This is a genomic window from Sphingobacterium sp. LZ11T8 (genome assembly GCF_024261425.1).
Taxonomy (GTDB): Bacteria; Bacteroidota; Bacteroidia; order Sphingobacteriales; family Sphingobacteriaceae; genus Sphingobacterium.
Window position 1 is genome coordinate 220,005 of record NZ_JANBZY010000001.1, and the last position, 14,697, is coordinate 234,701.

The window sequence follows — 14,697 nt, forward strand, 5'->3', positions numbered from 1 at the left end:
ATTTCTAACCATTCAGGCCCATTTTTATTTATCTGAAGAATATTTTTTATCCGCCATACATCCCCTGCGGGGATGAATTATTTTAGCATGGATGGTAAACAATATAGGGTTAATGCTAAAACGATGTTCGATTAATCGAACATCGTTTTTGCGCGATTTCCAGGCTAAGCTGACATGCCAGCTAAAATAATGGAACCCCAAAGGGGGTTCTATAATTATAAATAAAAGAGCTAATTTATTTTCATTGCCAACATGCTGTCATCACATTCCAATAAATTTATCCCAATTTTTTACCTCTCAGGACGACAAAATGGGGATGACCTCAGGTGCAGGAACTGTTCCCACCCTCACCCTACCTCATCAAAAAAAAGAGGTTGCGAAAAATTTCGCAACCTCTTTCTATATCTTTTATAGAGCCTAGAAAGGTTTTCCAGGCATCTTAGGCATATTACGCATCATCTTGGCAGCCATACCTGGGTTAGACATTTGCTTCATGACTTTACGCATATCCGAGAACTGCTTCATCAGTTTGTTCACTTCATCAAGGCTAGTTCCAGAACCTTTTGCAATCCTGTTCCTTCTTTTAGGATCGATTGCATCTGGATTTTCACGCTCAAACGGAGTCATGGAATCAATAATGGCTTCAATCGGTTTGAATGCATCATCGTCGATCTCAACATCCTTAATTGCTTTTCCAACACCTGGAATCATGCCCATCAAATCCTTCATGTTACCCATTTTCTTGATCTGTTGGATCTGCGATTTAAAGTCGTTGAAATCAAATTTATTCTTACGGATTTTCTTCTGAAGTTCCGCTGCTTGTTTCTCGTCAAATTGTTGTTGAGCACGCTCTACCAAGGAAACCACGTCACCCATACCTAAGATACGGGAAGCCATACGATCAGGGTGGAAAACATCCAATGCTTCCATTTTCTCGCCGGTACCGATAAACTTGATCGGTTTGTTTACCACAGATTTAATGGAAAGAGCAGCACCACCACGGGTATCACCATCTAATTTGGTCAATACCACACCGGTGAAGTCTAAACGGTCGTTGAAAGCTTTCGCAGTGTTCACCGCATCTTGACCCGTCATGGAATCCACAACGAACAAGATCTCATGTGGTTGAGTAGCATCTTTCACCGCGGTAATCTCTTTCATCAAAGCTTCGTCAATCGCCAAACGACCAGCGGTATCGATGATAACCACGTTTTGACCATTGCGCTTCGCTTCTTCAACACCGGCAACAGCGATTCCGATTGGATCTGTTGATTCACGATCAACATAAACCGGAACTCCAACTTGTTGTCCCAACACCTCCAATTGATCGATCGCCGCAGGACGATAAACGTCACCCGCTACCAATAAAGGTTTTTTGCCTTTAGATGCTTTCAGGAAGTTGGCCAACTTACCAGAGAAGGTCGTCTTACCAGCACCGTTCAAACCAGCAATCAAGATAATAGTCGGGTTCTTCGTAATTTCAAGCTCGGTTACCGTACCACCCATCAACTCCGTAAGCTCATCGTTCATGATCTTGGTCAACAACTGACCTGGAGAGATACTGGTCAATACATTCTCACCTAAAGCTTTTTGCTTTACATCATCGGTAAACGTTTTGGCAGTCTTGTAATTCACATCGGCATCCAATAATGCCTTGCGAATTTCTTTCATGGTTTCCGCAACGTTGATCTCTGTAATATTACCCTGCCCCTTTAATACCTTAAAGGCCCTGTCTAATTTATCCTGTAGATTTGAAAACATCTTTTAACTTTCTAAAAATCAATACTTTGTTCCGTTAACAGTATTAAACTGAAAACTTTAGGCATAAACCTGATTTGACTTAATCCTACAAATATAGCTTTTTGCTTTTTTAATTTAAGATTTTGCCTTCAATATCCCTTATTTTTCAAGGAAAAAGAGAATAAAAATGCCTAAGCACAGAATCCCTGAGCCAATATCATTAAGTTAGGTTTTTTTATGCTGAAGTTACAATCTTGTTGGGGTACACTCAACAAACTTCAATCCTTCCAGAGGAAGTTCTTTAGCCCCTGGCTCATTTCCAGTGGCGGAAAAATGGAAAGAATGCCGATGCCTGTGCGATGGGATTGGCCTTGGAATGCTTTCAATAGATCATCCCATTAAAAGGGATGATCTATTGAAAGATATTCCCGACAACAAGGCATTCTTTTCATGCGCGTTGGAATGTGCGAAAAGCCACCTTAAATGAGCCGAAGGTTTTTGGTTACTTTTGGGCTCCAAAAGTAACAAAGAATTTAAATTTTGTTTTTTTCTAAACTCAATGACATTGCCCTAAGCCTTAACCTGTGGAGTTGAAGGGACCCTGGCTCTAAATTCCCTATTCTATTGTCTTATTGTCTTTTGTTTAATGTCTAATCTCTACTTCCCCCTACTCCACAATTGCCCTTGCGTCCTTCAATTGAGTGGAGATATCACGGAACAATTGATCAAAGGTATCATCGATAATCACACCATAAGACTTCAAAAACATAGGACCTATCTTTCCTCTATGATAAGCTAATCCTTCAATGGGGGATAGCTCTCCTTTGGGATAGAAATCTGCCTGATGGAGCTTAGTGGCTACTCGCTCGAGAATCATATTGGAAATGGTTACAACATACTTACCATCTTTCACTTCTAAAAGAAAACCGGCATTAATCACCGCCCATTCTAATTTTGGAGTCCTAGTGCTCACATATTTTTTTGCATTCTCGTGATTCGGAGTCACATTCACCAGTCGACCTGAGAATTGATTCCCATTTCGGAAATGGTCCATTAAAAAACCTTTGGCATTAATACGCATAAAAACTTCTTCTGGACTTAGGCCGGTCTCATATACCTTTTGCCAAACTAATTTACCGCTGGTATTCAACTTTAAAGTAGGAATCTCAAAAATTTCGGCTTCCTTTTTCCAGACCGTATTTCCAGCGGAATCCACTTGAATGGTCAGAACATCATTCTGGGCATAGCCAGCAAACATAAAACACATGCTCAGCATGGTAAACAGCAACTTTTTCATATGATTAGCAATTAATTAGTCTCTGTGTAAATCTTCTTGGAAGTTTTACTATAGCTTTTGACTGAAATATATGAAAAAAGTTTAACTGTCAGGAATTATTTTATTGTCAATTTTTTCTCAGCAATTCCGTTCAAAAAAGACATAAAACTAAGAAAGCCCTGATTGAAAAATCAGGGCCTTATTTGTATAGGTTTTATAAGCCTTAGTCTCTTCTACCGAACAAGATAGATGCGTAGTACAGTAAAGTAACCAATGCTGAAAGTGCAGCAACCACATAAGTCATGGCAGCCCATTTCAAAGCATCTTTAGCACCATCATGTTCTTCAGTGCTATGGGTAATATTGGAAGCATCCAACCAAGCCAAAGCACGTTTTGAAGCATCAAATTCTACAGGTAAAGTGATAAAGCTGAACAAAGTCGTCAATGCAAGCGCAGCAACTCCGATAGCCAACACATACACATTACCGGAGAATGCCATCATGATTACCCCGATCATCAACACCCATGTGGTCAATTTTGAGGCAACACTTACGATTGGCACCATAGCAGAACGGAATTGCAACCAAGAATAGGCTGTTGCATGTTGAACTGCGTGGCCACATTCGTGAGCAGCTACGGCAGCAGCAGCAACCGAACGTCCATGATAAACATCAGGACTTAAGTTAACCGTTCTGTGTGCAGGGTTGTAGTGGTCTGTCAATTGTCCTTCCACAGAAATAACCTGTACATCACTGATTCCATTCTCATTTAGCATCTTCTGTGCTATCTCCGCTCCAGAAAGCCCTGAAGACAGTGGCATCTCCGAGTATTTCTTGAACTTATTTCTGAAAGTAAACTGAACTATCCAGCTCACTACCATGATTCCGATAAAAATTATCCAGTACATATCTTAATATCTTATTTTTCTTTTTTCCATTATCCTATCAAATCTAATTCCAATAGATCTTTTACCACAAAGAAAGAAAAAATTACCGCGAAAACAAGTCGAAATGTACACAAAGAGGACAAAGTGACAGAAAACTTACCCAAGAGTTAAATAAAAACCTACTTCCGACCTTTAAAAATCTGAAGGATTTCTCTAAACCTTATTCGAGTCTTATTCGAGACACATTGCTGAAATTCGGAATGTGTCTCGAATAAAACCTAGACAAAACCCAGAAGGCGATGACAAAAAATAGGCCTGCAATTTTTGCAGGCCTATTTGAAATTTATCTTGATCCTATTTATATTATCCTAATTGAAACATCATATTGTTTTCCTCGATCATCTTTCTCAAGTTGCTCAATGCATAACGCATTCTCCCCAAGGCCGTATTGATACTTACCTCAGTAATGTCCGCGATATCTTTAAAACTCATATCACAGAAAAGACGCATGATCAGCACTTCTTTTTGATCGTCAGGAAGCAATTGGATGATTTTCTTAAGATCCACATCACGTTGATCTTTTACCATTTTCATTTCCACACTATCGTCCGAGAACTGCAAGATTTCAAAGATATCGAAACCATCGTTATTGACTACGTTAGGTGCTCTTTTTTCTTTTCTGAAATGATCGATAACCATGTTATGGGCAATACGCATGACCCAAGGCAAGAACTTACCTTCATCATTGTAACGACCAGCTTTTAGGGTATTGATAACTTTGATAAAAGTCTCTTGGAAAATATCTTCAGCTAAGTATTGATCTTTAACCTGATGGTAGATCGATGTATAGATTTTCGTTTTATAACGTTCTAACAGTACTTGCAAGGCTCTTTCTTCGCCTTTAACATACGCTTGTACCAGTTCCTGGTCACTTTTCTTATTCAATAGTTTCATAATTATGCCTCCACAAATGATGTAAGAGTTTTCTATGTCTTTGTAATATTTTAGTTTAAGCGTAGTAGTGTTTCGATAAGCGATTTGTTTAATGTTATTAGTTCAAAGAGAATTAAAATTTCCGATTAATCAAAAAATGGATTGGTATTTTAACATTTCTTCACATTAAATCCTAATAACAAAAATGGCTCCAAAGTTATCCTTTAGAGCCATCTGAATGTTATATTTTACTCAATTACTTATATAAAGGAAATTGAGCCATCATTTCTCTTACTTTTCCGTGGATACGATCTAGCGCAGCATTGTCTGAACGATTGTTCAATGCCTCGTCGATCAACTCACCGATTTGAATGATTTCGTTTTCTTTGATTCCACGAGTTGTGATTGCTGCAGTACCGAAACGTACACCTGATGTAACGAATGGTGAGCGAGAATCAAAAGGAACCATGTTTTTATTGGTTGTGATACCTGCTAAGCCTAAAACTGCTTCTGCATCTTTACCAGAGATATCTTTGTTTCTAAGGTCTACCAACATTAAGTGGTTGTCTGTACCTCCAGAGATAATTTTATAGTCTCTTTCTACAAAGAACTGAGCTAAGGCAGCAGCATTTGTTTTAACTTGTTTAATGTATGTCAAGTAATCATCAGAAAGCGCTTCACCGTAAGCAATTGCTTTAGCAGCAATAGTGTGCTCCAAAGGACCACCTTGCGTTCCAGGGAATACCGCTAGATCCAATAATTGGGTGATCGTACGTGTTTCTCCTTTAGGCGTTTTGATGCCCCATGGGTTTTCGAAATCCTTACCTACCATGATCATACCACCACGAGGACCACGAAGCGTCTTGTGAGTCGTAGTCGTTACGATATGACAGTGAGGGATTGGATCGTTCAATAGACCGTGAGCGATCAAACCAGCAGGGTGAGAAACGTCAGCGACAACTAGAGCGCCGATTTCGTCAGCAACCTTACGGATACGGGCATAATCCCAGTCACGAGAATATGCAGACGCACCACAGATAATCACTTTTGGTTTTTCACGACGAGCAGTTTCTTCTAATTGTTCGTAGTCGATTAGACCAGTATCTTCTTTTACACCGTAGAATAATGGTTGATAAAGTTTACCAGAGAAGTTTGCTGGAGAACCATGAGTCAAGTGACCACCATGGCTAAGATCGAATCCTAGGATTTTATCGCCAGGTTTTAAGATGGCAAGGAAAACAGCAGCATTGGCTTGTGCACCAGAGTGAGGCTGTACGTTCACCCATTCAGCGCCAAACAATTCTTTTGCACGGTCGATGGCAATTGTTTCAATTTTATCCACAACTTCACAACCTCCATAGTAACGTTTTCCTGGAAGTCCTTCTGCGTATTTGTTGGTCAAAACAGAACCAGCGGCTTCCATAACCTGCTTGCTCACAAAGTTTTCTGAAGCGATAAGCTCAATACCTTCTTCTTGGCGTTTTAGCTCCTCGGCAATTAGATTAAAAATGGATTGATCTCTTTCCATATTGATATTTTTTATTGGGGGGGTATTAAAATTTCAAATTTGTTGCAAATATAGATAATTACAAAGAAATGGGCTTATAATTACCTAAATTTCTCCAATGATTTTTAAGGATTGCCATTTTGTTAAGTTTTTTCTCAATTGAATAACGGACTGTTGAACCTCCCAATCATAAAACGACCACATGTTAGCGATAGTATTCCTGAGCCTCCCAATTCGATGAATAAGCAATTTTTCTACTGCCATATGCCCTTCATTCCCCTTCTGGTCTCTGTTTGCCGATTGTCATAATAAGGTTGCTTACTAAAAGGAAAGCGAAAAATATGTATTTTTGTAGCTGTAAATTCAGAGGAAATTAATATGGCTTCAGATAATTTGACAGCTGTAGCTCCGGTAACTTTTACCGAAGGTGCACTAAACGAACTAAACAAACTGATCGACCAACAAGAAATCGGTGCTGATTTTGGATTGCGCATTGGCGTAGAGGGTGGAGGTTGTTCAGGGATGAGCTACATTTTGGGATTCGACCAAATCAAGGATGGCGATACAGAATATAACATTCAGGGCATGCGTGTCTTTATGAACAAAGCTCATGGGCTATATTTAGCAGGAATGGAGATCGACTTTAAAAACGGTCTAGATGCTCGCGGATTTACATTCAATAATCCAAACGCAACAAGCACTTGTGGTTGCGGAAGCAGCTTCTCTGCATAAATAAAAAATATTGCCGTTAAAAGGTTTCGCCTTGTACATCGACAGTCAGTATTGAAATATCGCTAGCGAGAATACCCAAAAATCTGTTGTTTAATTTTTACACGCCTGCGCAGCAAAACTATTCAAACTGTCTATTTTGGCGAAGCCTTTTTTAATGCCTCTTCCACTTAGCATTATGATGCCCTAAAGGCATAAAAAACCTACAGAATTTCTTGGATCAACAACCAACAACCTTCGGTTTCCGCCTTCTAGTCGTCCTGACGAAGGAAGAATCTCGGAATTCAGCAAACCCATATTTATTTAAATAACAACAAAAACAGTATTGCCTCATAAGCTGCATTGGCGAACAGGTCCTGCAACTGCGGTTTCCGCCTTCCAGTCATTCTGACGAAGGAAGAATCTCGGAATACTGCAATCCCATAATTATTAAAAAACAACATAAAAAGTATTGCCTCAAAGTTTGCATTGGCGTACAGGTCCTGCAACTGCGGTTTCCGCCTTCCAGTCATTCTGACGAAGGAAGAATCTCGGAATACTGCAATCCCATAATTATTAAAAAACAACATAAAAAGTATTGCCTCAAAGTTTGCATTGGCGAACAGGTCCTGCAACTGCGGTTTCCGCCTTCCAGTCATTCTGACGAAGGAAGAATCTCGGAATACTGCAATCCCATAATTATTAAAAAACAACATAAAAAGTATTGCCTCATAGGCTGCATTGGCGAACAGGTCCTTTACCTTCGGTAAAGAATGACAGGGTCGTAGATGGGAAAACCGTACAGATTCCTCACTGATCGTTCAGAATAAAAATGTGCTAATGAGGGATTCAGAGTGAAGCGAAGAATCTATTGTTTTTTTTATGAGGACATTGATCATTGCGAATCGTAAGATGAGTAAACTGTTTTTTTTGTTTTAAACCCATAAAGAGGAATTGTTGAAAAACATTTCACCCACCCTTTGGGTTCGCCTTTTCAAACATCCAATTTCTACAAATATGTCACCCCTGCTGGGGTTCAAAAATAATCTTGGCCTATCCTCCCATCCATTCCATCCTGGTTCATTCCATAATCTTGGTCTATCCTCCCATCCATTCCATCCTGGTTCAAATCCCCCAATCCCAGCTATCTATAATTTGTGCAAATTTTTCACTAAATTAGCCACCTTTAAAAATCAGAATTAGATTACGTGATGTACAAGGAATATAAGCAGTTAAATCTTTCAGAAATAGGCAAAGAGGTATTGAAACGTTGGGAGACTGACGACATCTTTGCGAAGAGTATCTCCAACCGTCCAGCCAGCAAACCCTACACTTTCTACGAGGGACCTCCATCAGCGAATGGAATGCCTGGTATCCACCATGTTATGGCGAGAACGATCAAGGATATTTTTTGCCGTTATAAGACTTTGAAAGGTTATCAGGTTAAACGTAAAGGTGGTTGGGATACCCATGGTTTGCCGATTGAATTAGCTGTTGAAAAGACTTTAGGTATCACTAAAGAAGATATCGGTAAGAAAATTTCCGTGAAGGACTATAATGATGCCTGCCGTAAGGAAGTCATGAAATATACGGATGTATGGAACGACCTGACCCAGAAAATGGGCTATTGGGTAGACCTGGAACATCCTTATATTACTTACCAAAATGAATATATCGAGACCCTATGGTTCTTATTGAAGGATCTTTATAAAAAAGGATTGCTTTATAAGGGCTATACGATCCAACCATACTCTCCTGCTGCGGGAACGGGATTGAGTTCGCATGAATTGAACCAACCTGGAACCTATAAGGACGTTAAGGACACTACGATTGTTGCTGAATTCCGTTTGGATAAACAACAGATCCACCCAATGATGGATCGTTTGGTGGAAAACCAAGATGAGGACGTGGCTTTCTTGGCCTGGACGACCACACCTTGGACCTTACCTGGAAACAGCGCCTTGACAGTGGGTAAAAATATTGACTATGTCAAAGTGAAAACCTTCAACCAATACACTGGAACGGCTGTTTCGGTGATCTTGGCAAAAAACCTGATATCAAAGCACTTTAAAGCTGATGGTCAGCAGGTTTCCTTCCAAGACTATAAATTTGGTGATAAGGTTATCCCTTGGGAAATCGTAGAGGAATTTAAAGGAGCAGAAATCGAAGGCTTGCGCTATCATCAATTGATGCCTTATGTGACTTCTGAAGAGCTAAGGGAAAAAGCATTCCGTGTCATCTTAGGCGACTTTGTGACCACTGAAGACGGTACTGGTATCGTGCATACTTCACCAACCTATGGTGCAGATGACTTTAGGGTAGCTCGTGAGAATGGTATTCCATCCATCATGGTTCTTGATGAAAACGGAAAAGAAGTGCCAACCGTGGACAAGACCGGTAAATTCGTAAAAGAAATCACCGATTTTGCTGGCCGTTTTGTAAAAGAAGAATATTATTCCAATGAAGAGCGTGCGGACAAAGATTTCCGTCCAACGGATGTATTGATCGCCATCAAACTTAAGGAAGAGAACAAAGCATTTGATGTTAAGAAATATGAGCACACCTATCCGCACTGCTGGAGAACGGACAAACCGGTACTATACTATCCATTGGATAGCTGGTTTATCAAAACAACAGCGGTAAAGGAAGAACTGGTGGCTTTGAATAAAACTATTAACTGGAAGCCAGAGGCAACAGGAACTGGGCGCTTTGGCAACTGGTTGGAAAACCTGGTTGACTGGAACCTTTCCCGTTCAAGATATTGGGGAACTCCCCTACCTATCTGGAGAAGTGAAGACGAGAATGAGGAGATCTGCATAGGTTCAATGCCTGAACTGAAATCTTACCTGGAAGCTTCATTAAATTCAGATGTCCTGACCGAAGATGAAAAAGCAACCAACAAATCCTATCTGGATAAATTTGGAACCGATGAATTAGACCTACATAGACCTTATGTGGATGATATCATCTTGGTTTCCGATGGCGGGCAGAAATTATTCCGTGAACCGGACTTGATCGACGTATGGTTTGATTCAGGAGCAATGCCTTATGCGCAATGGGGATTGGATTACGATAAATTGGAAAAAGGTGAAGCACTTCCTTTCAAGGATGAATACTTTTCGGCTTTCCCTGCTGATTTCATCGCAGAAGGTGTTGATCAAACACGCGGTTGGTTCTTTACCTTGCATGCGATTTCAACCATGGTACGCGGATCGATTGCCTTCAAGAACGTAGTTTCGAATGGATTGGTACTGGACAAGAATGGCAACAAGATGTCCAAGCGTCTAGGAAATGGCGTGGATCCATTTGCTACGATCGACAAATATTCAGCAGATGCAACCCGTTGGTACATGATCAGCAATGCCGCACCATGGGACAACCTGAAATTTAATGTAGAAGGCTTGGATGAAGTTCGTCGTAAGTTCTTCGGCACCTTATATAATACATATGCATTCTTTGCGCTTTATGCCAATATTGACAAATTCAATTATGCAGAGCCTGAGATTCCATTAAAACACCGTCCTGAAATTGACCGTTGGATCCTTTCTTTATTGAACAGTTTGAGTAAGGAAGTTGATGGATTCTATGCAGATTATGAGCCTACCAAGGCAGCCCGTGCGATCCAGAATTTTGTAGATGAGCATTTGAGCAACTGGTATGTTCGTTTATGCCGTCGCCGTTTCTGGAAAGGAGAATATTCACAAGATAAGATCTCGGCTTACCAAACCTTATATACCTGTTTGGATACCATTGCAAAATTAATAGCACCGATCTCACCATTCTTTGCAGACCAATTGTATTTGGACTTAAATGCAGCAACAGGCAAAGAAAAGTATGAGTCGGTTCACTTGGCAGACTATCCAGCTTACCATGAGGACTTGGTAGATAAAGAATTGGAAGAACGTATGGCCTTGGCCCAAGATATATCATCCTTGACCCTTTCCTTGAGAAAGAAAACAGGGATCAATGTTAGACAACCATTGAGCAAGATTTTGGTGCCTGTACTGGACAGTTCCTTCCAAGAGAAAGTAGAAAAGGTAAAAGACCTGATCCTTTCAGAAACAAATATCAAGGATATTGAATTTATTACGGACACTACCGGTATTATTAAGAAAAAGGTAAAACCTAACTTCAAAGTCCTTGGTGCTAAGGTAGGTAAGGATATGAAAGTGGTAGCCAGTGCAATCCAAAATATGGATGCTGCCCAGATCCAAGCACTAGAAAATCAAGGATCCGTCCAGTTAACTGGCACGGAATATGTAATTAGCAGCGATGATGTAGAAATCATAGCAGAGGACGTAGAAGGATGGCAAGTTGCTAATTTAGGACGTTTAACGGTAGCTTTAGACGTTAATATTTCTGCAGAGTTAAAGGAAGAAGGGATGGCAAGAGAGCTTATTAACCGCATCCAAAATCTCAGAAAAGACAAAGGATTTGAAGTTACTGACCGAATAAATGTGACCTTAAGTCAAAATACTGAAATTCAACAAGCTGTAGATAATAATTTCTCGTATATTTGTACGGAAATTTTGGCCGACAGTCTGAAATTCGATAGTGCCCTGGCAAATGGCGATGCTATCGAAATTGACGGAGAGAATTTATTGCTATCAATAGAAAAAATTTAAAGTATGGGAAACACAGAGAAAACACGGTACAGTGATGCTGAATTACAGGAATTTAAAGCAATAATTCTTGAGAAGTTGCGCATAGCGAGAGAGGAATTAACCTCTTTGACTACTTCTTTAAGTAATAGCAATGCGAATGGAACTGACGATACAGCAGGTACCTACAAGACATTAGAAGATGGCTCTGCAACATTGGAGAAGGAACAAATCAACCAATTAGCAGCTCGTCAAAAGAAATTTATCGACAATCTTGAAGCAGCCTTAGTGCGCATTGAGAACAAGACTTACGGAATCTGCAGAGAGACTGGTAAGTTGATTCAAAAAGAAAGATTGAAAGCTGTACCTCATACCACCTTGAGTATTGAGGCAAAAAACAAACAATATTAAGCAAAAGATTAAATAAATGGTCTTTGTTATCAACAGCAAAGACCATTTTTATATGCTATGAAAGGATACTCCAAGCCCGTTCTACTGATTATTATCATTTTATTGGTTGACCAAATCTCGAAGTTTTGGGTCAAGTTAAACATGACCATCGGTCAGGATTTCAAAGTTTTAGGTGATAAGTTCTTGATTCACTTCATTGAAAATCCAGGCATGGCCTATGGAATGGAATTCGGTGGCGAATATGGCAAGCTTTTCCTGAGTGTGTTCCGTATCATTGCTGTAATGGGCATTGGTTATGGACTTCACTATATGGTGAAGAACAAGTATAACCGTGGCTTTATCCTGAATGTAGCCTTGATATTTGCTGGTGCGTTAGGCAATATCATTGACAGTGCCTTTTATGGATTGATCTTTAGTGAGAGTACTCCATTCTCCAAAGCAGTCCTGTTTCCGGATGGAGGTGGGTATGCCTCTTTCTTACATGGTAAGGTCGTAGACATGCTTTATTTTCCACTCATCAGTGGCACCTTCCCTACTTGGTTCCCAATCTGGGGCGGAGAGGACTTCTTGTTCTTCCGACCAGTTTTCAATATTGCCGACTCGGCGATATCCGTGGGAGTTTTCTTGATCCTGATCTTCCAAAAGCGTTATTTCAAGGAAGAACATGATGAAAAATCACATGCCAACAGTGAAATCGTAGAGGATTAAACTTTCCGATTTAACAAAGCTAATTACAACACTTTTCGCTTATTCCGTATATTTGGACATGAAAAATCTCCGAGTACTATTTTCTATTGCCCTTTGTCTGGCAATTTTAGGTTCAGCACACTTGGCAATCGCACAAGTCAACCCTAAGAATCTGAAGAAACATATCAAATATCTTTCCGCAGACAAAATGCTTGGGCGAGAAACGGGCATGAAAGGTTCTTCAAAAGCCGCAGACTACGTTGAGAAATACTTTAAAAAATATAAGTTGGAACCTAAAGGGGAAAACGGCTATCGACAAAACTTCCCTGCAAAGGTGACCAAGGTTAAGATAGAAAATGCCGAAAGAAGATCGGACAATATCATAGGTTTCCTAGATAATGCCGCGCCCTATACCATTGTTATAGGTGCGCATTATGATCACTTAGGTAAAGGTGAGATCGGAGGTTCTAAAGATTCACTTGGTGTAGGAAAAATCCATAATGGAGCGGACGACAATGCTTCCGGCGTAGCTGGATTGTTGGAGTTGGCAAGACATTATGCAACAAATGACATTAAAGAACCTTTTAATTTCTTATTTATCGGCTTTGGCGCGGAAGAATTGGGATTGATAGGCTCAAAATATTTTACCGAAAATCCAACCATTCCTTTAGCATCCATCCAATGGATGTTGAACATGGATATGATCGGCCGGTATAATCCAGATAATGGATTGGCAGTCATTGGTTATGGGACGAGTTCAGCATTCCCAAAGATCTTTGAAGGTATAAGCAGTACCATCAAATTCAATAAGAGCCGTGATGGAAATGGTGGTTCAGACCAAACATCATTTTACAGAAAGAATATTCCAGTCCTTTTCTTCCATACAGGTGGACATGATGATTACCACAAACCTACCGATGATGAAGAAAGGATAGACTACAAAGCAATGGAAGCAATCCTTAAATTGGAAATTGATGTACTGGACAATTCCATGAAACAACCTAAGATGGACTTTCAATGGACCAACTAAGTTCAAATATCAGGGTCTTGATCACGGGATCGAATGGTTTTCTGGGACAGAAATTAACAGATTTTATCTTGAAAGAGACGGACTATAGCCTATGCTGTACTTCTCATTCGGAAAACAGGAATCCCAATAATCAGGGCTATCAATTTGTACAATTGGACCTGTTGGATTCAGAAGGCCTTATCCAACTTTTAGGCTCATTTAACCCTACGCATATTGTCCATACCGCAGCCATGACCAGTGTTGAAGCTTGCGAGCAAGACCCTGAGACCTGCAACAAGCTCAATGTCGAGGTAGTCAAATTGCTTTCAGAGCAATGTAAAGCGAAGGACATCCACCTTACCTTCCTGTCTACAGATTTTGTTTTCGACGGGAAAAATGGTCCATATGATGAGCTTGCCGAAACCAATCCATGCAATGCATATGGACAGAGTAAACTGGATGCGGAACAAGCAGTACTCCATTCAGGTTGCCGTGCGGCAATTTTGAGGACCATTCTAGTTTATGGGATTATTGCTGATCGGAACCGATCAAATCTGGTCCTATGGGCAAAATCAAAACTGGAAGCCCAAGAAGCAATCAAGGTGGTCAGCGACCAATGGCGTATGCCAACCTGGGTAGATGATCTTGCGAATGCCTGTTTGCGCTGCATTGAAAGGAATGCAGAGGGCATCTACCACATTTCAAGCGACAAAATGTTCAGTGTCCTGGAAGCAGTTGAGGAATTAGCCGATTATTGGAGTTTCGACAAATCCTTGATCAGTCCTATCCAAGCCGCTGAAATTGGACAAGCCGAAAACAGACCGCGAAAAACTGGGTTTATTTTAGATAAAGCGATACGCGAACTGGGTTTTAAACCAACGCCCTTCCGCGAGTCGCTCACTTATATCGATCAACAATATACATTCTTTAGAAAATAAC

12 protein-coding genes are annotated in these 14,697 nt (G+C 40.3%); 6 read left to right on the plus strand and 6 right to left on the minus strand.

The features are described 5' to 3' along the window. Nucleotides 1-417: 417 nt before the first annotated feature. The 5 genes from ffh to glyA all read right to left on the minus strand — a co-directional run bounded on the left by ffh (nucleotide 418) and on the right by glyA (nucleotide 6,363). Nucleotides 418-1,761: a signal recognition particle protein gene (gene ffh / locus NLF99_RS00965; protein WP_093100765.1), complete on the minus strand. Its 1,344-nt coding sequence runs from the start codon at nucleotides 1,759-1,761 to the stop codon at nucleotides 418-420. A gap of 646 nt (nucleotides 1,762-2,407) precedes the next feature. Then, the gene (locus NLF99_RS00970; protein WP_254526446.1) at nucleotides 2,408-3,037 is read right to left on the minus strand and encodes a hypothetical protein; all 630 of its coding nucleotides are present in this window, start codon (nucleotides 3,035-3,037) and stop codon (nucleotides 2,408-2,410) included. A gap of 202 nt (nucleotides 3,038-3,239) precedes the next feature. Beyond that, a complete protein-coding gene (locus tag NLF99_RS00975) occupies nucleotides 3,240-3,923 on the minus strand; it encodes a zinc metallopeptidase (protein ID WP_185211135.1) in 684 nt (227 codons plus the stop codon). Nucleotides 3,924-4,265: 342 nt separating this feature from the next. After that, complete coding sequence (locus tag NLF99_RS00980; protein ID WP_093100770.1) at nucleotides 4,266-4,856, minus strand: RNA polymerase sigma factor; 591 nt, start codon at nucleotides 4,854-4,856, stop codon at nucleotides 4,266-4,268. 235 nt (nucleotides 4,857-5,091) lie between these two features. After that, complete coding sequence (gene glyA, locus NLF99_RS00985) at nucleotides 5,092-6,363, minus strand: serine hydroxymethyltransferase (RefSeq protein ID WP_254526447.1); 1,272 nt, start codon at nucleotides 6,361-6,363, stop codon at nucleotides 5,092-5,094. A 357-nt stretch (nucleotides 6,364-6,720) separates the two neighbouring features. Here glyA and NLF99_RS00990 point away from each other — a divergent pair, with 357 nt between their 5' ends. Continuing rightward, complete coding sequence (locus NLF99_RS00990; protein WP_185211139.1) at nucleotides 6,721-7,074, plus strand: iron-sulfur cluster assembly accessory protein; 354 nt, start codon at nucleotides 6,721-6,723, stop codon at nucleotides 7,072-7,074. Nucleotides 7,075-7,370: 296 nt separating this feature from the next. Here NLF99_RS00990 and NLF99_RS00995 read toward each other — a convergent pair whose 3' ends face one another. Further along, nucleotides 7,371-7,766, minus strand: a complete 396-nt coding sequence (locus NLF99_RS00995) for a hypothetical protein (protein ID WP_254526448.1) — start codon at nucleotides 7,764-7,766, stop codon at nucleotides 7,371-7,373. A gap of 495 nt (nucleotides 7,767-8,261) precedes the next feature. Here NLF99_RS00995 and ileS point away from each other — a divergent pair, with 495 nt between their 5' ends. From ileS to NLF99_RS01020, 5 genes are read left to right on the plus strand one after another with little or no spacing between them, the layout of a single operon-like run. Continuing rightward, nucleotides 8,262-11,675, plus strand: a complete 3,414-nt coding sequence (gene ileS, locus NLF99_RS01000) for an isoleucine--tRNA ligase (protein ID WP_254526929.1) — start codon at nucleotides 8,262-8,264, stop codon at nucleotides 11,673-11,675. A gap of 3 nt (nucleotides 11,676-11,678) precedes the next feature. After that, entirely contained in the window at nucleotides 11,679-12,062 is a 384-nt protein-coding gene (locus tag NLF99_RS01005; RefSeq protein ID WP_093100778.1) for a TraR/DksA C4-type zinc finger protein, read from the plus strand. A gap of 57 nt (nucleotides 12,063-12,119) precedes the next feature. Next, complete coding sequence (locus tag NLF99_RS01010; protein WP_185211141.1) at nucleotides 12,120-12,770, plus strand: lipoprotein signal peptidase; 651 nt, start codon at nucleotides 12,120-12,122, stop codon at nucleotides 12,768-12,770. A 58-nt stretch (nucleotides 12,771-12,828) separates the two neighbouring features. Continuing rightward, a complete protein-coding gene (locus NLF99_RS01015) occupies nucleotides 12,829-13,779 on the plus strand; it encodes a M20/M25/M40 family metallo-hydrolase (RefSeq protein WP_185215970.1) in 951 nt (316 codons plus the stop codon). Continuing rightward, a complete protein-coding gene (locus NLF99_RS01020) occupies nucleotides 13,767-14,696 on the plus strand; it encodes an SDR family oxidoreductase (protein ID WP_254526449.1) in 930 nt (309 codons plus the stop codon). The genes NLF99_RS01015 and NLF99_RS01020 overlap by 13 nt, the downstream gene beginning before the upstream one ends. The last annotated feature ends 1 nt before the right edge of the window (nucleotide 14,697 follow it).

What these genes read in the sequence shown, in the direction of transcription:
- ffh (WP_093100765.1), bottom strand. Translation starts at nt 1,761, where the DNA reads ATGTTTTCAAATCTACAGGATAAATTAGACAGGGCCTTTAAGGTATTA.
- NLF99_RS00970 (WP_254526446.1), bottom strand. Translation starts at nt 3,037, where the DNA reads ATGAAAAAGTTGCTGTTTACCATGCTGAGCATGTGTTTTATGTTTGCT.
- NLF99_RS00975 (WP_185211135.1), bottom strand. Translation starts at nt 3,923, where the DNA reads ATGTACTGGATAATTTTTATCGGAATCATGGTAGTGAGCTGGATAGTT.
- NLF99_RS00980 (WP_093100770.1), bottom strand. Translation starts at nt 4,856, where the DNA reads ATGAAACTATTGAATAAGAAAAGTGACCAGGAACTGGTACAAGCGTAT.
- glyA (WP_254526447.1), bottom strand. Translation starts at nt 6,363, where the DNA reads ATGGAAAGAGATCAATCCATTTTTAATCTAATTGCCGAGGAGCTAAAA.
- NLF99_RS00990 (WP_185211139.1), top strand. Translation starts at nt 6,721, where the DNA reads ATGGCTTCAGATAATTTGACAGCTGTAGCTCCGGTAACTTTTACCGAA.
- NLF99_RS00995 (WP_254526448.1), bottom strand. Translation starts at nt 7,766, where the DNA reads ATGTTGTTTTTTAATAATTATGGGATTGCAGTATTCCGAGATTCTTCC.
- ileS (WP_254526929.1), top strand. Translation starts at nt 8,262, where the DNA reads ATGTACAAGGAATATAAGCAGTTAAATCTTTCAGAAATAGGCAAAGAG.
- NLF99_RS01005 (WP_093100778.1), top strand. Translation starts at nt 11,679, where the DNA reads ATGGGAAACACAGAGAAAACACGGTACAGTGATGCTGAATTACAGGAA.
- NLF99_RS01010 (WP_185211141.1), top strand. Translation starts at nt 12,120, where the DNA reads ATGAAAGGATACTCCAAGCCCGTTCTACTGATTATTATCATTTTATTG.
- NLF99_RS01015 (WP_185215970.1), top strand. Translation starts at nt 12,829, where the DNA reads ATGAAAAATCTCCGAGTACTATTTTCTATTGCCCTTTGTCTGGCAATT.
- NLF99_RS01020 (WP_254526449.1), top strand. Translation starts at nt 13,767, where the DNA reads ATGGACCAACTAAGTTCAAATATCAGGGTCTTGATCACGGGATCGAAT.